Source organism: Marinospirillum alkalitolerans (assembly GCF_045055655.1).
GTDB classification, from domain to species: domain Bacteria; phylum Pseudomonadota; class Gammaproteobacteria; order Pseudomonadales; family Halomonadaceae; genus Marinospirillum; species Marinospirillum alkalitolerans.
In genome coordinates this window covers 38,855-55,701 of sequence record NZ_JBANFI010000002.1, presented here as the reverse complement: position 1 = coordinate 55,701, position 16,847 = coordinate 38,855, and the positions used below count along the sequence as shown (strand labels likewise).

The window sequence follows — 16,847 nt, the reverse complement described above, 5'->3', positions numbered from 1 at the left end:
CTGAATCATGCTCGAATCACTCAGTAGTTTGATCTACGGCTTTGGAATTGCACTCCAGCCGGATAACCTCTTGTATGTGTTTATCGGTGTATTTGCCGGTACTTTGATTGGCATGTTGCCCGGCCTTGGGCCCATTTCGGCCCTGGCCCTGATGATCCCGATCACCTTTAGCATGGACCCTGCCTCAGGTTTGATTTTGATGGCCGGTGTCTACTATGGCGCGATTTTTGGCGGGTCCACCTCATCAATCCTGTTAAACGCGCCAGGCGTGGCGGGCACGGTGGCCACCTCCTTTGATGGCTACCCCATGGCACGCAAAGGGCAGGCGGGTAAGGCGCTGGCGATTGCGGCTTATGCCTCTTTTGTTGGTGGCACGATTTCGGTAGTTGGTCTGGTGTTGATCGCACCGCTCTTGTCAAAAATTGCCGTCAGTTTTGGTCCAGCTGAGTATTTTGCGTTGATGCTGCTTGGCTTGACGGCGGTGGTCAGCCTCTCGGATAAATCACTGGTCAAGGGGCTGATTGCGGCAGTAGTGGGCATGATGATCTCCATCGTGGGGATGGATCTGCAAACTGGCACCGAACGCTATACCTTTAACTCTTTGAATCTGCTCGATGGTGTTGGCTTTTTAGTGGTCGCACTGGGGGTGTTTGCGCTGGCAGAGGTGTTTGTCATGCTGCTGCGCGGTGAAGAGGGGCATCCACAGCGACAATCCATCGGTTCCTTGAAGCTGACGCGTCATGAGGCCAAGGAGATCGCCGCGCCAATTGGACGCAGCTCGATTCTAGGTTTCTTTATCGGTGTGTTGCCTGGTGCGGGGGCCACCATTGGGTCCTTCTTGGGTTACAGCCTGGAAAAGCGTTTGGCACGCGATGGCAAGACCTTTGGACAGGGCAATATCAAGGGTGTGGCGGCCCCAGAAGCGGCCAATAATGCGGCCTGCGGTGGCTCCTTTGTACCGCTACTGACGCTGGGTGTTCCCGGCTCTGGTACCACCGCGGTTCTGTTGGGTGCTCTGCTGGTGATGGGGGTCACTCCTGGCCCGATGATGCTCGAAACCCGCCCCGATGTCTTCTGGGGTGTGATTGCCAGTATGTATATTGGCAACCTGTTCTTGTTGGCGCTGAACCTGCCTTTGATCCCCTTGATTGCCAAGATTCTGGATGCGCCACGGCCTCTGCTGTTAGCGATGATCCTGATCTTCTGCATGGTGGGTGTGTATGGTATGAACTTCAGCACCTTTGATCTGCTTATGCTGCTTCTCTTTGGCTTGATGGGGTTGGCGATGCGTCTTTATGGCTTCCCTGCCGCGCCCTTGATTCTGGGATTAATCCTTGGTGCGATGTTAGAAGAATCCATGCGCCGTGCTTTGCAGATCTCATCAGGTGATTGGTCGATCTTTATTGATAAACCAATTTCCTTCTGGCTGTTAGTGTTGGCAGGCTTGTCTTTGACCACGCCGCTGCTTAAAAAGGCTTGGTTGATCTGGCGTCAGCAGGCGGCCTAATCGCTTGATAGCGTCTTTCTGGACGGCCAACAGAGCCATAGGCCACATCGGCTTGCAGCTCTGCTTGGCTGGTCAGGTGCTCCAAATAGCGTCTGGCGGTGGTGCGACTGGTGCCCAGCGCCTGGCCAACCTCTTCCGCGCTAAAGCTGGTGCTGGGTTGTTCGGCAAAAAAGGCGCGGACCTTATCCAGCGTCAGCGGATCGATGCCTTTGGGTAGGCGTGAGGCACTGGTTGGCGGCGGATGGGCGCTGGTGAGGTGCGCGCTGGTCGGGTGCGCGATCAGGCGATCAACCAGTTGCTGATCGAGTGACGTCAGGCCTTGCAGCTGATGATGCTGTTGTTGATAAGCGCGCAGGCTTTTCTCTAGGCGTTCAAAAACCAGCGGTTTCAGAATATAGCTGAAAACGCCATAGCGCATGGCCTCCGTGAGCGTCTCGACCTCAGTGGCGGCAGTCATGATAATCACATCCACTGGGCTTTGCTGGCTGCGCAGCTCACGGAGGAGTTCTAAACCATTGCCTTGGGGAAAGTGAATATCCAACAGCAGCAGCTGCGGCTGGAGAATAGGGATCAGCTCTAGGGCATCGCTGAGGCTATGGGCCATGCCCACCACTTCAAAATCGGCTAGGCGCAGAATAAAACGCTGTTGAATTTCCGCAATTTGTGGGTCGTCTTCAACGATCACGACACGAATCGGTTTCATAAATCACCAGGCTCTTTCGGGAGATAAACCGTAAAGCGGCTTCCTGTATTAAGATGGCTGACAAGCGTGACCTCGCCGCCAAGCTGGGAGACTGTAGCACGAACCAGCTGCAAACCTATGCCATGATGTTGAATTCCGTTGGCCAGCTTTTGTTTATGGCTATAGCCACGTTCAAAAATACGCTCCTGTTCGCTGGGTGCAATGCCTGGCCCTTGGTCTTCGATCTCAAGGATGATCTCTTGTCCTCGTCCATCGATCGACAGAAAAACCTGTTTTTGATCGCGCAGAAGGTTGGCTTCAAAAGCATTATCGAGCAGGTTGCCGAGCAGCGTGACCAGCTGTTCTGGTGCTATATGCGCTGGCAGTGGCCCTAGATCACTTTCTGGGTCCAGCACCAGTTCTAAACCTAGCTCATGTGCGCGATTGTACTTGCCCAGAATACAGCCCAAGACCAGCGGGTCGGTGATATTCTGCGTTAACCACTGGATCAGGTTCTGCTGCTCCTGTGTTTCTTGCCCGATCAACGCCAGCGCCTGATCTGTCGCGCCGATCTGTATCAAGCCAGCCAGCGTATGGAGCTTATTCATATATTCATGGGTTTGACTGCGTAGGCTGTCTGCATACTGGCGCACCTGAGTCAGCTGCTGACTCATCTGGTCGATATCTGTTTTGCGCCGAAAGCTGGAGACCGCGCCAATTAAGCGTTGTCCACGATACATGGGCGTGAAGTTGGCGATCAGCTCCTCACCATGACGCCAGAGCGGGCGGTCATACTCAGACTGGCCTGATGCCAGCAGCTCAAGTAGCGGACTGTTGGGCAGCACTTCGCTGACAGGCTGACCCAGCGGCGATGGCCCCTCTTGCAAATGCAGTATTTCTAGCGCCGCACGGTTCATGGTGGTAATGATGCCTGCCGCATTTACGCTGATCATCCCCTCGCGCAATGATTCCAAGGTGGCATCACGCTCTTCCAGTAGCTGGGCGATCTGCTCAGGTTCTAGGCCATAGATCGCGGCTTTAAAGCGGCGTGAGATCCAGACCGCCAGCAGCACCGAGAGCAGCAGAATGACGAGCGCCATCTGCATTAAGCGCTGATGATAGTCCTGAATAATTTGATCGATATGCTCGCGCAGATAGCCCACCGAAACCACGCCGATAATGCGCCCTGCCGTATCAAAAACAGCGGCCTTGCCACGCAATGAACGCCCGAGGCTGCCTTCGGCTTCGGAGACATAGCTCAGGCCTTGAAGCAGCGCGAGATCATTATCGCCCCCTTGCATGGGCAGACCTAGGCGATCATCAAAGGGATGGGCGAGCCGGATGCCCTGATGATCGCCAATCGTGACGAAGGCCATATCGCCCGACAGCATAAAGCCATCGACCAGCTGGTTTAACTGCTCGCTGTCCCGATCGATGATCGCCTGTTGCACGCTGGGCATTTCGGCAATCAAACGGGCCAGATGCAGGATGCGGGCTTCAACCTGCTCTTCAAGAGACTGCTGCAAGGTGCGCGTGGCCAACAGACCACTGAGCAGCATTTGCAGCAGGACGAGGAGTGTAATGACCAGAATTAAGCGAGTGCTGAGTTTGAGTTTGGGCATGGCGGCAGACAGAGGCTGAGCAGAAAGCCGCTAGTGTAGCCTGTTGTGTGCCATCTAGGGCAAGGGACGCCAGGATTTAAGTACGCAGGCTGAGTCGAGGCCAGTGATGGGCAGAGTCCTGAATCAGCTGGTTAAGCTCAGCAGTAGAAAAGGGAGTGGTGATCTGTTGATACTCGGGCCTGAGGCAACTGCCGCCGCGCGCGATTTGTAAAACCAGATGCGGAATAGGGTAGTGGCTCAACCAATCCAGCAGATCACCCACCTGTGCGAGGGTGTAGTCCTTAGGATGCAGCGTTAGGCGCACTTCAAAAGGCCGCTCCCAGATCAGCAGCTGTTCGAGGCTGTTCACCACCTGCGCGGCGACGCGGGGGCGGCCGCAGATGATTGGATAGCGCTCAGGCGTGGCCTTGATATCCAATCCGACCCAACTGAGGTGGGGTAGAAGAATGGACAGGCGTTGTGGGTAGAGCCCCGCCGTATGCAACGCAACTTGAAACCCCAAAGCCCGTACCTGTGCGACGGCATCCACGAGCGCGGCCTGCTGGGTAGGTTCGCCGCCGCTGAATACGACGGCCTCAAGCAACTGTTGGCGGCGCTGCAAAAAATCCAGCACCTGATTCCAACTGGGTGCTTCAGCCGCCGCCTGCTGATCGAGCAGATGCGGGTTGTGACAATAGCCACAGCGCAACGGACAGCCTTGTGTGAACACCACACAAGCCAGATGATCTGGATAATCCAGACTGGTCAGCGGCGTGAGCCCTCCGACGCGCAGTGCTGCCGACATCAGGCGGAACGGCGCTTTTCTGGTTGGAGGCTGGATTCACAAAAGTGACGCCTTTGTGCATGTTCGCCTTGTTTACCCGCATTAAACTGGCTGACAGGGCGGTGATAGCCCATCACGCGTGTCCAGACTTCACAGGGTTGGCGTTCGTGGTCTTCAAGTTGAATCAGGGGATGGCACTGGCTTGGCATGGTGGACTCCTAAAAAATGAAAGTTGGGGACTAAGTGAGGGGGTGTCAGGCTGGTGCTGTCATCAGCGCCTGGCGTTTGCGTTCGAGCAGAGCTTGATCACAATGGGGGCAGAAGGCCTGCTCTCCATCCAGATAGCCGTGCACTGGGCAGATTGAAAAAGTTGGGGTCACGGTTAAATAAGGCAGATGAAACTGGCTGAGCGCTGTTTTGACCAGCTTCTTGCATGCCTCGGCACTCGACAGGCGCTCGCGCATATAAAGATGCAGTACGGTGCCGCCGGTATAGCGGGTTTGCAAAGGGTCTTGCAGCTGCAGTGCTTCAAAAGGATCATCGGTGAGGCCTACAGGCAGCTGGCTGGAGTTGGTGTAATAGGGCTGCTCCGCTGTTCCTGCTTGCAGTATGTCGGCAAAGCGCTTGCGATCTTCGCGCGCAAAGCGATAGGTGGTGCCTTCGGCAGGTGTGGCTTCAAGATTATAGAGATGTCCGGTTTCCATCTGAAACTGCTGCATTTTGGTACGAATATGATCGAGTAGCTGAATACCCAGTTTTTGCCCAGCGGCGTCGGCCAGCTGCAAGCGATCAGCACTAAAATTGCGTAGCATCTCGTTGATGCCATTCACACCCAGGGTTGAGAAGTGATTACGCAAGGTGCCCAGATAGCGCTGACTATAAGGATAGAGCCCGGAATCCATCCACTGCTGGATGCGTTCTCGCTTGATTTCAAGGCTGGTGCGGGCCAGATCCAGAAGTCGATCCAGTTCTGTGATCAACCCCTTCCAATCTCCGGCAAAGCGATAACCCAAGCGGGCACAGTTGATCGTCACCACACCGATGGACCCTGTTTGCTCTGCTGAGCCAAACAAACCATTGCCGCGCTTGAGGAGCTCACGCACATCCAGCTGTAAGCGACAGCACATGGAACGCACCATATGGGGCTTCAGATCTGAGTTCAAAAAGTTCTGAAAATAGGGCAAGCCATAGCGGGCGGTCAGCGCAAACAGCAGCTCGCTGTTCGGGCTCTCCCAGTCAAATTCTGGCGTGATGTTATAAGTGGGAATCGGGAAGGTAAAAACACGGCCCTTGCTATCGCCTTGGCGCATCACTTCAAGATAGGCGCGATTGATCAGATCCATCTCTGCCTGAAGTTCGCCATAGGTGAAAGGCTGCTCTTCACCGCCGATAACGGGTACCTGATCAGCCAGATCCTCAGGGCAGACCCAGTCAAAAGTCAGGTTGGTAAAAGGCGTTTGTGTGCCCCAGCGTGAGGGAACGTTCAGGTTATAGATAAATTCCTGTATCTGCTGCTCAATCTCGGCATATTGCATCTGATCCTTACGGACAAAAGGTGCCAAATAGGTATCAAAGGAGCTGAATGCCTGAGCGCCGGCCCATTCATTTTGCAAGGTCCCTAAGAAGTTGACCATCTGCCCTAAAGCGCTTGAAAGATGCTTGGGTGGACGGCTTTCAGCGCGTCCGGGCACACCATTAAAACCTTCAAAAAGTAGCTGGCGCAAAGACCAGCCAGCGCAGTAACCAGAGAGCATATCAAGATCATGGATATGAAAGTCTCCCTCTCGGTGGGCGCGTCCCACTTCAGCAGGATAGACCTCATTCAGCCAGTAGTTGGCCGTGACCTTACCCGCCACATTGAGCACCATGCCGCCAAGAGAGTAGCCCTGATTGGCATTAGCGCGAATCCGCCAATCGGCCTTATTGAGATACTCTTCGATGGCATGGCGTACATCAATGGTGTGCGGGGAAGTCATGGGTTTTGCCTATATATAGTGGTTTATGTTTTTTGCAGCAACAATATATAGTGGCCAGATTAAATAGATGAGAATAAATCTCCTTGACCGAGATCAGTATTTGGCGTGATGGGCTTCACTAAGATGCTTCTTTCTCTGTGATAAAGGAAAGGGTCATGCAACATCATCAAGCGTCTGGCTTTGCAAGGTCTGCCATCCCTCTCAGGCTGCTGGGGAGGCTGGAGGCCTGTGTACCTTGGGGATTGAAAAAGCGGCTGATTGAACAGCGGCTGAACCAGCTTTTTGCGACTGATCTGGCTGAAGAAGCCTTTGATTTTTTAGAAGGCCGAGCCTTGGCTTTGCATCTTGAAGATGTCTCGCTTCGGATCACCCTGGGTGTGCTGAATCAGCAATTTGTGCTGCTGCCCGGTGGCGCAGAAGCCACGATTCGGGGTCGCTGGCCAGCTTTTGTCCGTTTGGCGCTGCGTCAGGAAGATCCAGACAGCTTGTTTTTTCAGCGCCAGCTGTTGATCGAAGGGGATACGGAGCTGGGTCTGGGTGTCAAGAACCTACTGGATAGTCTGGAGTGGTCTTTAGAGCAGGGCGTGGAGGGTCGCGTGCTGGCTTTTTTGGCGCGCTTGGATCAGCCTGTTGCTCCAGTGCGCGCCTGATGGCTGTGCGACTATTTTGGCGCAGGTGGTTGATAGGTCATGCCCGGAAGCCCATACCAGTAGCCATTGCAGCTGTGCAGATCGACCAGCTTGAGCGGATCGGCTGGCGGCTGCTGAGGATCTTTGAGTGCTACCGCTCTTTCCAGTAGCTGGCTCATATCCGTGTTCTCGGGACTGAGGCGCAGATGCGTGACTTGCAGTTGCGCCAGGCTGGCTCCTTGATCGAGTAAAGAAAGCGGTTGTGCGGAGAGGGTTTGAATCCCATTCAGTGTAAACAGGGCGGCTCCTTCCTGAGAAGACAGAGGCAGCCCTTGCGGATGCTGCTGGCAGACAAACTGACAACGATCCTTGGGCAGATTCTGCGCGCGCGCACTGAAGCAGCGTGCCGACCAGGCCAGAGGCGCACGCCCATAGCCCCAGACTTCGGTTTCCAGCTCAGGGTGGTGCTGTTGAATCCATGCCTGCATCTCGGCGAGACAGGTGCGACTCAGCTCCAGCGGAAAGACCCAGCGCTTCAGGCCGCATCGGGCCAGCAACGCCAAGCTCTGTGGGTTGTAGAGATTCAGTGCAGGACCGGCGACAAAAGGCTGCTCAAGCTGAGTGCAGATCTCCACTGCACTCATATCCGAAGCCTCAACCAGGCTCACCGCAGCATGGGCCTGAGCGGCTTCAATCAGGCGCACCAGCTGGCGCTGATCGGCAGCTGATTCAAGCAAGGTTTGAGTCGCCAGAACAACCTGCTTGCCTGCCTGAGCCAGGTCTTGTGCGATGGCGAGCCAATCATCGAGTTTCATTTCACGACGTCGCGCACAGACGGTTTCACCCAGATAGACCACATCCACCGGCCAAGTGGCGACCTGTTGATAAAAATCCAGTAGTTCGGCGCGCGGCCAGTAGTAGAGCACTGGGCCAAGAGTCAGACGTAGTTGCTGCATGGTTATTTCCACCGTCGGTGATAAGCACCCAGTGTGGTGCTGCTGCCTTCAGAGAGTTGATCCAGCTGTGTTTGCCAGATTTCCAGCGGAGCACAGCCTTCTTGCTGGTCGAGCGCTGCACGCCAGATCTGGGTGACCTGTTTCACATAGGCTGGGCTGCGTTGACGCCCCTCCAGCTTGATCGCCTTGATCCCTGCAGCGCGTAACTCGGGGATGAGATCGAGGGTGTTCAGGCTAGTGGGTTCTTCCAGCGCATGATAGATCTCCCCTTCGACGGCAAAGCGACCTTTACACAGCGTGGGGTAGCCTGCTTTTTCCTGTGCGGCATAGCGATCTATCAGTACGCCATTGAGTCGTGATTCGAGCCCTTGAGGGGTTTCTTCCCAGCGCACTGCCTTAGCTGGTGAGCAGGCTCCACGTGAGTTGGGCGATTCATCGGTGAGATAAGAAGAAAGGTAGCAGCGCCCTTCCACCATAATGCACAGGCTGCCAAAGCCAAAAACTTCGAGTTCGACAGGGGCGCTGGCGGCCAGCTCTTTGACCTGCGCGAGAGAAAGGACTCTGGGCAGCACGGCGCGCGCTATGCCGAATTCGCGCTGATAAAAAGTCAAGGCGGCAGCACTGGTGGCTGAGCCTTGGACCGACAGATGGCGTGTGAGCTGTGGATGACGCTGGGTGGCGTAATCGAGCAGGCCCAGATCGGCCAGAATCAGTGCATCTACGCCAAGTTCAGCGGCCTGATCCACCGCTTGGGTCCAGATGGGCCAACCCGCAGGCTGGGGGTAGGTGTTGATCGCACAGAAAACACGGCAGCCTCGGGCATGTGCGTAGGCGATGCCTTCAGCCGCCTTGTTCTCGGTGAAATTCAAGCCTGCAAACTGGCGGGCGTTGGTGGCATTGCGAAAGCCAAGATAGACCGCATTCGCCCCTTGATCGACGGCCGCTTTCAGTGCAGGCAGGCTCCCCGCAGGACAGACCAGCTCCATAATGTGCCTCTTGTGCTATGCATCAATAGAAGCTGGTTAGCATAGAGGAAAGTCATCGCAGGACGATGATGCGGGTCAAGGAAGATGAATCAACCTATTCCGAGGCGTGGCTCACCGCTGGTTCTTCAAGCTGGCGTGCACGATGCGGATACATCAATTGATCTGGATGCAGGAGCTGATCAAACTGCTCAGCGGTCAGCAGTTGATCGCGCAGAATCAGTTCGCGCACTGTTGCACCACTATGCAGCGCCTCCTTGGCGACGCGTGAAGCATGGCTATATCCAATATAAGGCACGAGCGCCGTAATGCTGCCGATACTGATATTCATTAAATGCGCACAATGCTCTCGATTGGCTTGAATGCCACTGATACAGCGTTGTTCAAACATCGAGCAGGCTTGACCGAGCATACGCATGGAGTTCAGCAGGTTATAAATAATCAGTGGCTCCATGGCGTTGAGCTGTAGTTGTCCTGCCTCAGCGGCCAGGGTGACAGCAAGATCATTGGCGATGACTTGAAAGGCCGTTTGGTTCACTGCCTCTGGAATGACGGGGTTGACCTTGCCCGGCATAATCGATGAACCCGGTTGCATGGGGGGGAGCTGAATCTCTCCAAACCCTGCACGAGGGCCACTGGACAGCAGGCGCAGGTCGTTAGCGATTTTGCTCAGTTTAATGGCAAAGCGCTTTAGCACTCCTGAAAAAAGGACGAAGGCCCCCATGTCTGAGGTGGCCTCAATCAGATTGAATGCGGGCACCATGGGTTTGCCAGAATATTCCGCCAGATAGCCTATGGCGAGTTGAGCATATTCAGCATGGGTATTGAGTCCAGTGCCTATTGCCGTACCACCTAGGTTGACCTCACACAGGAGCTGACAGGCTTCATGGAGACGATCTATATCTTCGGCAAGATTGACCGCAAAGGCCTCGAACTCCTGACCCAGAGTCATCGGCACTGCATCCTGAAGTTGCGTGCGTCCCATTTTGATTACATCGCTAAACTCACGCCCTTTTTGGGTCAAGCTTGTCACTAAACTATGGATGTCTTTAATCAAGGGTTCAGCTGCAAATTGAATGGCTAAGCAGGCTGCAGTGGGGTAGGCATCATTTGTTGATTGTGAGCAGTTCACATCATCGTTGGGGTGCAAAAACTGATACTCACCCTTTGCATGCCCGAGCTTGGCTAAAGCCAGATTGGCGATCACTTCATTGGCATTCATATTGGTTGAGGTGCCAGCGCCGCCTTGAATTAAATCGACGACAAAGGCCTCGTGATGCTCTCCTTTAGCAATGTCATCACAGGCTTCGATGATGGCATGCGCCTTATGAGGCTCAAGTAAGCCGAGCTGTGCATTGGCCTTGGCTGCGGCTTTTTTCACCAGCGCTAAGGCTCTGATCAGCTCTGGGAAGTGGCTGATCGGCACTCCAGTAATAGTGAAGTTATTGACTGCGCGTTGTGTTTGGATACCAAACCAGGCCTCGGCAGGAACAGCTAACTCACCGAGAAGATCTTGTTCAAGACGTGTGCTCATCAACGTTTCCCTTGGCGTTTTGTATCAAGAGTCGCGCCCTGTTGTGTTACTGCAGAGGCTCGCTCTTGGGTGTTATAGAAAGAGGCTACGGCTGTGTTGTGCCAGACTATTTAAGCAGAGCGCAGAAGGCGCGGCTATTTGACGCACAGATGCTGGATGCTGCTATCTGGTGCTAAGGCAGCGCCAGATAGCAGGAGGAGAGGGAGAAGGGCTGGATGCCCTCGGATTGATTGAGGAGTAACAAGCAGAGGCTTCCTAGGGTGATGATGTTTTTTGATGTAGCACTGGCTTGCATTTCATTCATCTTTAGCGTGAGCCAAAGTCACCCATGCACCGCTCACGGCATGTTTCAATAGCTGCACTCTTTATTTAGATTTTTATTGAGGTAAGCAGGAACACCATGAGCAGATTGACCCTTCTTGATGGCGGTATGGGCCGGGAATTAAAACGCATAGGCGCGCCGTTTTCACAGCCGTTATGGAGCGCCCAAGCACTGATTGAATCGCCAGATCATGTCCGTTTAGCGCATCAGAGTTTTATTGAAGCCGGTGCTGAGATCATTACCGTCAATAGTTATGCCTGTGTGCCTTTTCATTTAGGTGAAACACTGTATCACAGCGATGGCGCAAGATTGGCCCGTTTAGCGGCGCAGATTGCTGCTGAGGTTGCACAGCAAGCGTCACATGCCGTACAGGTAGCAGGCTCAATTCCGCCAGCAATGGGCAGCTATCGCCCCGATCTGTTTCAAGCGCAACCAGCGCAAGCGATCACCCAAACCCTGTATGCGGCGCAAGATCCTTACGTGGATATCTGGATTGCCGAAACCATTTCCAGCTTAGAAGAGTTGAGCATGATTCAGCAGGTCTTAGGGCAATCAAGTAAGCCTTGTTATTACTCGTTTACTTTGCAAGATGATAGTGATGTGGCGCTGCTGCGTTCTGGAGAGTCGGTATCGGATGCGGCTCAGCAAGTTGCTGTGGCAGGAGGGGCAGGGATGTTATTTAACTGTTCAGTACCTGAAGTGATGGCGGATGCTATTTCGCAAGCGAAAAATGCGTTGAATGGAGATCAAACCGGTATCGAGATTGGAGTGTATGCCAATAGCTTTGCGCCGATTAAAGCGCAACATGCGGCTAATCAAACCGTTCAGGCGATGCGTGAGTTCAGCGCACAAGATTATGTTGAGTTTGCCAAGCAGTGGTATGAACTAGGCGCAACCGTGATTGGTGGCTGCTGCGGTATTACCCCAACCCATATTCGTGCTTTACAGGATTGGAGGCAGGCGCTTGAAAAATCTTAACTATGGCTTAGCTTTCCCGGCGATTATTTTGGTATTGGTATTACTGACCGTTTCAGCCCTTTATCCTGCCAACTCACAAGTCATGGCCGGACAAGCGATGGCGTGGGTCAGTCATTGGTTTGGCTGGTTGGTGCAACTAGCCAGTTTGGCGTTAGTCGGCTTTTTACTTTGGCTCGCCTTTTCCAAACATGGCCAAATCCGTCTGGGTGACGAAAAAACCGAATACAGCAATTTTTCTTATGGTGGGATGATATTCACCGCTGGTGTTGGCGCATCCTTGATTTACTGGGCGATTGGTGAGCCGATGTATTACCTACAATCGCCGCCGTTATTTGCTGAGGCGAATAGTTACCCAGCCGCGGCTTGGGCTGTGACCTATTCGATTTTCCATTGGGGGATCACTGGCTGGGCAATTTACTGTTTCCCCGCGATTCCTTTTGCCTATGCTTTTTATGTGCAGAAAAGGCGCACTTTAAAAGTGTCGAGTCTATGTTCATCCGTGGTCGGCAATCATCCGCTGGTCAGCAAAAGTATTGATCTGTTGTCGATTTTTGGCACGCTGGCTGCTTTTGCTAGCTCATTAGCGTTAACCGTGACGCTGGTGAGTACTGGGGTTGCCGATTTATTGGCGATCAATAACAGTCTTGGTCTTCAAGGGATCATTATTGCGTTGTTTGTTAGCTCATTAGTCGCAGTGATGTTAGTGGGCTTTAATCAAGGCATTAATCAAATTTCAAACTGGACAGTGACCTTGGCGATTGTGTTTGCGCTGTTTGTTCTGCTGGTCACTCAGCCTGCTTTTATCATTAATAATTTTACTGATTCATTAGGCGTGATGCTAGATAGCTTTTTTAGAATGTCTTTGTGGACCGATCCGGTTCAGCAAAGTGGCTTTGCTGAAGGTTGGACGCAATACTACTGGTTTTGGTATTACGCGTATTTGATCATGATGGGGCTCTTTATCACCCGTATTTCACGCGGTCGTACTATTCAAGAGGTGATCCTTTATACCCTTTCGATGGGCGCTTTAGGCTGCGCATTTTTCATCTCTATCTTCGGTGGTTATGCAGTATGGGCGCAAATGTTAGGCGGCTTACCCGTTCAAGCGTGGATGGCGGAGGGGGGATTAACCTACGCTGTGGTCGCTTTGATCAAAACTTTACCCGGCGGTGGCTGGATCCTCGGTTTGTTTTTAATCATCCAATTTTTCTTAATGTTGACCACCATGTCGAGCGCCAGTGTCGCCACGGCGATGTTAACCACCAATCAACTTGAACTGAATGGCGATCCGGATAATCGAGTGAAGCTACTTTGGGCGGCGGCCATTGGTTTGATCAGTCTCAGTGTATTTTTAGCAGGCGGCGGCATAGAGACCATTAAATCACTGTGTGTAGTTGCCGGTCTGCCGATGATGTTGATCTATGCCATTATGTTGAAAGGCTTTTTACATACTCTGGGGATTTGGCCGCTCAAGGAGGCTGTTTACACGGCCAGCGAGGAAATGGCTTAAGTTTTTGTTAGCTTAGGGGCAGCATTAGATGTAATTGCTAGCGAAGAACGTGGACTTAAGGAGTGAAGCATGCTCATGATGTGTCTTAGTTCAAGCTGCCAAGACGGTCTTTGAGATTGATACTGCTTTGTTGATTTATTCATCCTCACCTTGTGCCCGAAGCATCTCAATGATCCTTTGCCTCAGCCAGTTGTGACCGGCGTCGCTCTCCCTCCGCTGGTGCCACACCATGTTGAACGCAAAAGGATCAATCGGGTAGGGCGGCGCGAAGAGTTGCAGCGGTGAGTCCTCCTGAAATAGATCGAAGCTGCGCCGAGCAGCCGTCAAGATCAAATCTGTGTTGGCTACCACACGACTGGCCACGCCCCAATGAGGCAGAGTCATTGCAACCCGACGGTTGACACCTTCTCGCTGCAGCGCGTTTTCTATCTCATTGTTTTCGCCACTCTGCATGGCGACCAGTACGTGGGGACGCGAGAGCCACTCTGTTTTCTCAAGATGGCCCGTTTGGGGCAGGGTGTTTTTATCTGCAGCGCAGACGAAGTGCTCGATGAAGAGCGTATGGGTGCGTAACTCATCCGAAAGAGGTGCCTGAAACACGCCAAACGCCATATCGATCTCCCCATCATGGACACCTGCCAACATCGCGGCACGGCTGCCTTGAGAAACTTGCAGATCCATCCCTGGAGCGTCTGAACGCAATCGCCGAACCAAACCAGGAAGCACCACGCTGGCCCCATAGTCTGACATGGCAAGTCGAAATACCCGTTTTGCCTGGGAGGCGTCGAAAGCAGGCAGATCAATGAGCGCACCGAGCTGATGCAGCGCTTCTGTTAAGAGCGGTAGCAATTCATTGGCGCGGGCAGTGAGCTCCAGCTTGCCTGTTCGTCGTACCAGCAGGGGGTCGTCAAAGATGGCTCGCAAACTGGCGAGCGAATGGCTGACGGCTGGTTGGCTTTTATGTAAGCGCTGTGCCGCCCGCGACACGTGTTTTTCCACCAGTAGTGCGTGCAAGGTAACCAGTAAGTTGAGATCGATACGTCTTAGATTATTCATGCTACGAATATTCAAATATAAAAAATAGAATTTCAATTCTTAATATGGATTATACAAGATACAAGGCTCTTTACTATGCATCAGGAGTTTTGTCATGAATTCATCTTTCATTCTCGTGGCACTTGCGGCTGTGGCAGTGATCGCCGGGGCCTTGGTGCCTTTTCAAGCTGGCAGTAACGCTGAGTTGGGCCGAGTCTTAGGCCATCCCCTTTGGGCAACACTGGTCTCGCTGCTTGTCAGTATGCTGGTCGTCATCCCCATCTTGCTGGCCATACAGGCACCTCTACCTGCCTTAGGAGCCATCAAGAACCTACCGGTTTGGGCGTGGCTGGGCGGTGTGGCAGGAGTCATCTACATTTCGTCTGCGCTAATACTGGTACCTCGTTTCGGAGCGACGAGCTTCATTGTGTGTGTTATCGCAGGGCAATTGATCACTTCACTGCTGTTGGACTATCACGGCTGGTTGAATTTACCTGTCAGGGAGATAAGCATAGGGCGCATGCTAGGGGTCATACTGGTGCTGGTGGGGATGGTCATGGTGCAGTGGTTCTCACCGCCTCTTATGCCGCCTCAACTCAGCACTACACAGGTAGCGACGGGCATCTCTGGAGCTGCCGAGCTCAAGGAGTCAGGTTTTTAAGGGCCAGCCATTTCGCTGTATCGTACCTAGCGGATTTATTTTTTTATCTGCAAGCACCCCAGCTTGTCGAGACAAGACCCTTGGTGAGGTCCTCTGTTAAAGTGGGGGGCCGCTTTGTCCTTGAAGGGGCAAAAAGAAGCCGAGTATAGGAGAAGAAAGAATGCGCTTGTCTGTTTTTCTACTGCTGCTGATTTTGCTTTCTGGCTGCGCGATACACCCTCTGGGTTTATCCACCGCTGAGTGGGAGGCCATGACTCCCGCTGAGCAGCAACAGGCGCGAGAAGAGCAGGCGGCGATAGATGCTGAGCGGCGTCGCGTGAGAGAAGAGCGTCAGCGTCAACAACAGCAGGCCGAGCAAGAGCGTGCTGCATTGCGCCACAATGCCGCCTATGGTGAAGTGGTGGAGTGTCGTTTGACTCAAGCCCAGGCACGGATGGCCAGACGTGAATGGCACTCAGTGAAGGATGTGGCATTTGCCATCCACCGTGATGAACCAGCAAGGCGTATCACTTTGGTGCAGACAGATCGTCCAACACGCAGTCAGCAGGTTCAGGTCAGTTTTGATGGTCTCAATGTCCGCTTATGTGAATGGTATGATCGTCATTGCACCCAATTGGCAGGCAGCGAACGCCTCTTTGCTCGCGGTTTGAGTCAAGTTGTGCAGGTGAATGGCTTGCTGGAGGGGCAGTTGGAGTGCAGTTTTCCTCGGCGTCACTCTTTTTCACGTCCTCACTAATTCAGAGCTGGTGAAATGACTTCAGTACACAAATCTCAGATTACGATACGTTATTGCACGCAATGTCAGTGGCTTTTGCGTGCGGCTTGGCTGGCGCAGGAGCTGTTATCAACCTTTGCGGATGACCTAGGTGGCGTTACTTTAGAGCCTGCCACAGGGGGCACTTTTCTGATTCTCTGTGATGAGCAGGTGATCTGGGAACGCAAAGCAGAAGGTGGCTTCCCAGAAGCCAAGCAGCTCAAACAAAGAGTCCGTGATCAGCTCTGGCCAGAGCGTTCGCTGGGTCATAATGATCGTTAAGAAACCTTTGATTAACGATTGCGCTGGGTGATGCTGCGTTGAAATTGGCCGCAAAATGCGCATTGATTTGCTGTCAACTGTGCTTTTTCGTCCAATTTCGCCTGACCTGATCTGCGCTCATGACGTTAATCAGAGGTTCTCTATCTCGGCGCTCTTGTTGCGATAAGGTGCGTGCAGCTCAGCACAGGCTGGGCGGTGATCAAAGAGCGCTTGAATAATACGGCACTCTGCGGCCTTGACGCCTGAGCATTGGCGCGTCATTTGGCGCAGCTCAGCAGCCAAGGATTCCAACGCAGCAATACGCTGCTCCAGTTCCTGTAAATGGTGGCGGGCGATCTCATCCGCAAGATGACAGTCCTGATCAGGTTGATCTGCCAAGTTGAGCAGATCGCCGATGCTGCTCAAATCCAGACCCAGATGGCGGCCATGGCGGATAAAATAAATGCGCTCCAAGGCCGCCTGATCATAGAGGCGATAACCCTGTGCGGCACGCTGTGTCGTTTTCAGTAAGCCTTTCTTTTCATAGTGGCGAATGCTCTCGGCTGAGCAGCCCGTCAGTTGTGCGACTTCGCCAATCAAATAAGTCTTTTTCATAGCTTGACCTTGTAACGATGACAGGGTGGAGACTAGCAGGCACGAATCCTTCCCACAAT

At 53.3% G+C, this 16,847-nt stretch carries 15 protein-coding genes and 1 pseudogene; 7 read left to right on the top strand and 9 right to left on the bottom strand.

Going from position 1 to position 16,847, the window contains the following annotated elements:
• Positions 1–7 precede the first annotated feature (7 nt).
• Positions 8–1,507 (top strand): tripartite tricarboxylate transporter permease, encoded by a 1,500-nt coding sequence (locus V6U78_RS03290; RefSeq protein WP_405337170.1) that lies wholly within the window; start codon positions 8–10, stop codon positions 1,505–1,507.
• Here V6U78_RS03290 and V6U78_RS03285 read toward each other — a convergent pair.
• The 4 genes and pseudogenes from V6U78_RS03285 to V6U78_RS03270 all read right to left on the bottom strand — a co-directional run bounded on the left by V6U78_RS03285 (position 1,467) and on the right by V6U78_RS03270 (position 6,550).
• Entirely contained in the window at positions 1,467–2,210 is a 744-nt protein-coding gene (locus V6U78_RS03285) for a response regulator (RefSeq protein WP_405337168.1), read from the bottom strand. The two genes, V6U78_RS03290 and V6U78_RS03285, sit on opposite strands and share 41 nt — an antisense overlap.
• A complete protein-coding gene (locus V6U78_RS03280; protein WP_405337166.1) occupies positions 2,207–3,811 on the bottom strand; it encodes an ATP-binding protein in 1,605 nt (534 codons plus the stop codon). The genes V6U78_RS03285 and V6U78_RS03280 overlap by 4 nt, the downstream gene beginning before the upstream one ends.
• Before the next feature lie 76 nt (positions 3,812–3,887).
• Positions 3,888–4,595 (bottom strand): anaerobic ribonucleoside-triphosphate reductase activating protein, encoded by a 708-nt coding sequence (locus V6U78_RS03275; protein WP_405337164.1) that lies wholly within the window; start codon positions 4,593–4,595, stop codon positions 3,888–3,890.
• Positions 4,595–6,550: pseudogene (locus V6U78_RS03270) on the bottom strand (ribonucleoside triphosphate reductase). Before V6U78_RS03270 ends, V6U78_RS03275 begins: the two are co-directional and overlap by 1 nt.
• Before the next feature lie 155 nt (positions 6,551–6,705).
• Here V6U78_RS03270 and ubiT point away from each other — a divergent pair.
• Entirely contained in the window at positions 6,706–7,200 is a 495-nt protein-coding gene (ubiT, locus tag V6U78_RS03265) for a ubiquinone anaerobic biosynthesis accessory factor UbiT (protein ID WP_405337162.1), read from the top strand.
• Positions 7,201–7,211: 11 nt separating this feature from the next.
• Here the strand turns inward: ubiT and V6U78_RS03260 are convergent, their stop codons facing one another.
• From V6U78_RS03260 to V6U78_RS03250, 3 genes are all read right to left on the bottom strand, one after another.
• Entirely contained in the window at positions 7,212–8,135 is a 924-nt protein-coding gene (locus V6U78_RS03260; protein ID WP_405337160.1) for a U32 family peptidase, read from the bottom strand.
• A gap of 2 nt (positions 8,136–8,137) precedes the next feature.
• Complete coding sequence (ubiU, locus tag V6U78_RS03255) at positions 8,138–9,121, bottom strand: ubiquinone anaerobic biosynthesis protein UbiU (protein WP_405337158.1); 984 nt, start codon at positions 9,119–9,121, stop codon at positions 8,138–8,140.
• Between the two features lie 94 nt (positions 9,122–9,215).
• Positions 9,216–10,652 (bottom strand): aspartate ammonia-lyase, encoded by a 1,437-nt coding sequence (locus tag V6U78_RS03250; RefSeq protein ID WP_405337156.1) that lies wholly within the window; start codon positions 10,650–10,652, stop codon positions 9,216–9,218.
• Positions 10,653–11,052: 400 nt separating this feature from the next.
• Between V6U78_RS03250 and V6U78_RS03245 the strand changes: the two genes are divergently transcribed.
• Both V6U78_RS03245 and V6U78_RS03240 read left to right on the top strand, forming a co-directional pair.
• Positions 11,053–11,952 carry a homocysteine S-methyltransferase family protein gene (locus V6U78_RS03245; RefSeq protein WP_405337154.1) on the top strand — a complete coding sequence of 300 codons (900 nt, stop codon included), beginning with the start codon at positions 11,053–11,055 and terminating at the stop codon, positions 11,950–11,952.
• The gene (locus tag V6U78_RS03240; protein ID WP_405337152.1) at positions 11,939–13,462 is read left to right on the top strand and encodes a BCCT family transporter; all 1,524 of its coding nucleotides are present in this window, start codon (positions 11,939–11,941) and stop codon (positions 13,460–13,462) included. The genes V6U78_RS03245 and V6U78_RS03240 overlap by 14 nt, the downstream gene beginning before the upstream one ends.
• A gap of 135 nt (positions 13,463–13,597) precedes the next feature.
• Here the strand turns inward: V6U78_RS03240 and V6U78_RS03235 are convergent, their stop codons facing one another.
• Positions 13,598–14,518, bottom strand: coding sequence for a LysR family transcriptional regulator (locus V6U78_RS03235; protein WP_405337150.1), 921 nt, complete (start codon positions 14,516–14,518; stop codon positions 13,598–13,600).
• Between the two features lie 94 nt (positions 14,519–14,612).
• Between V6U78_RS03235 and V6U78_RS03230 the strand changes: the two genes are divergently transcribed.
• The 3 genes from V6U78_RS03230 to V6U78_RS03220 all read left to right on the top strand — a co-directional run bounded on the left by V6U78_RS03230 (position 14,613) and on the right by V6U78_RS03220 (position 16,194).
• On the top strand, positions 14,613–15,158 hold the full coding sequence (locus V6U78_RS03230; protein WP_405337148.1) for a DMT family transporter: 546 nt from the start codon (positions 14,613–14,615) through the stop codon (positions 15,156–15,158).
• 160 nt (positions 15,159–15,318) lie between these two features.
• Positions 15,319–15,894 carry a hypothetical protein gene (locus V6U78_RS03225; protein WP_405337146.1) on the top strand — a complete coding sequence of 192 codons (576 nt, stop codon included), beginning with the start codon at positions 15,319–15,321 and terminating at the stop codon, positions 15,892–15,894.
• Between the two features lie 15 nt (positions 15,895–15,909).
• Positions 15,910–16,194 (top strand): SelT/SelW/SelH family protein, encoded by a 285-nt coding sequence (locus V6U78_RS03220; RefSeq protein ID WP_405337144.1) that lies wholly within the window; start codon positions 15,910–15,912, stop codon positions 16,192–16,194.
• A 129-nt stretch (positions 16,195–16,323) separates the two neighbouring features.
• Here the strand turns inward: V6U78_RS03220 and V6U78_RS03215 are convergent, their stop codons facing one another.
• Complete coding sequence (locus tag V6U78_RS03215; RefSeq protein WP_405337142.1) at positions 16,324–16,788, bottom strand: MerR family transcriptional regulator; 465 nt, start codon at positions 16,786–16,788, stop codon at positions 16,324–16,326.
• Positions 16,789–16,847 lie beyond the last annotated feature (59 nt).

Excerpts from the sequence above, each read along its gene's own strand:
- ubiU (WP_405337158.1), bottom strand. The coding sequence starts at position 9,121 with ATGGAGCTGGTCTGTCCTGCGGGGAGCCTGCCTGCACTGAAAGCGGCC.
- V6U78_RS03235 (WP_405337150.1), bottom strand. The coding sequence starts at position 14,518 with ATGAATAATCTAAGACGTATCGATCTCAACTTACTGGTTACCTTGCAC.
- V6U78_RS03220 (WP_405337144.1), top strand. The coding sequence starts at position 15,910 with ATGACTTCAGTACACAAATCTCAGATTACGATACGTTATTGCACGCAA.
- V6U78_RS03260 (WP_405337160.1), bottom strand. The coding sequence starts at position 8,135 with ATGCAGCAACTACGTCTGACTCTTGGCCCAGTGCTCTACTACTGGCCG.
- V6U78_RS03250 (WP_405337156.1), bottom strand. The coding sequence starts at position 10,652 with ATGAGCACACGTCTTGAACAAGATCTTCTCGGTGAGTTAGCTGTTCCT.
- V6U78_RS03215 (WP_405337142.1), bottom strand. The coding sequence starts at position 16,788 with ATGAAAAAGACTTATTTGATTGGCGAAGTCGCACAACTGACGGGCTGC.
- V6U78_RS03275 (WP_405337164.1), bottom strand. The coding sequence starts at position 4,595 with ATGTCGGCAGCACTGCGCGTCGGAGGGCTCACGCCGCTGACCAGTCTG.
- V6U78_RS03285 (WP_405337168.1), bottom strand. The coding sequence starts at position 2,210 with ATGAAACCGATTCGTGTCGTGATCGTTGAAGACGACCCACAAATTGCG.
- V6U78_RS03290 (WP_405337170.1), top strand. The coding sequence starts at position 8 with ATGCTCGAATCACTCAGTAGTTTGATCTACGGCTTTGGAATTGCACTC.
- V6U78_RS03225 (WP_405337146.1), top strand. The coding sequence starts at position 15,319 with ATGCGCTTGTCTGTTTTTCTACTGCTGCTGATTTTGCTTTCTGGCTGC.
- ubiT (WP_405337162.1), top strand. The coding sequence starts at position 6,706 with ATGCAACATCATCAAGCGTCTGGCTTTGCAAGGTCTGCCATCCCTCTC.
- V6U78_RS03245 (WP_405337154.1), top strand. The coding sequence starts at position 11,053 with ATGAGCAGATTGACCCTTCTTGATGGCGGTATGGGCCGGGAATTAAAA.
- V6U78_RS03280 (WP_405337166.1), bottom strand. The coding sequence starts at position 3,811 with ATGCCCAAACTCAAACTCAGCACTCGCTTAATTCTGGTCATTACACTC.
- V6U78_RS03230 (WP_405337148.1), top strand. The coding sequence starts at position 14,613 with ATGAATTCATCTTTCATTCTCGTGGCACTTGCGGCTGTGGCAGTGATC.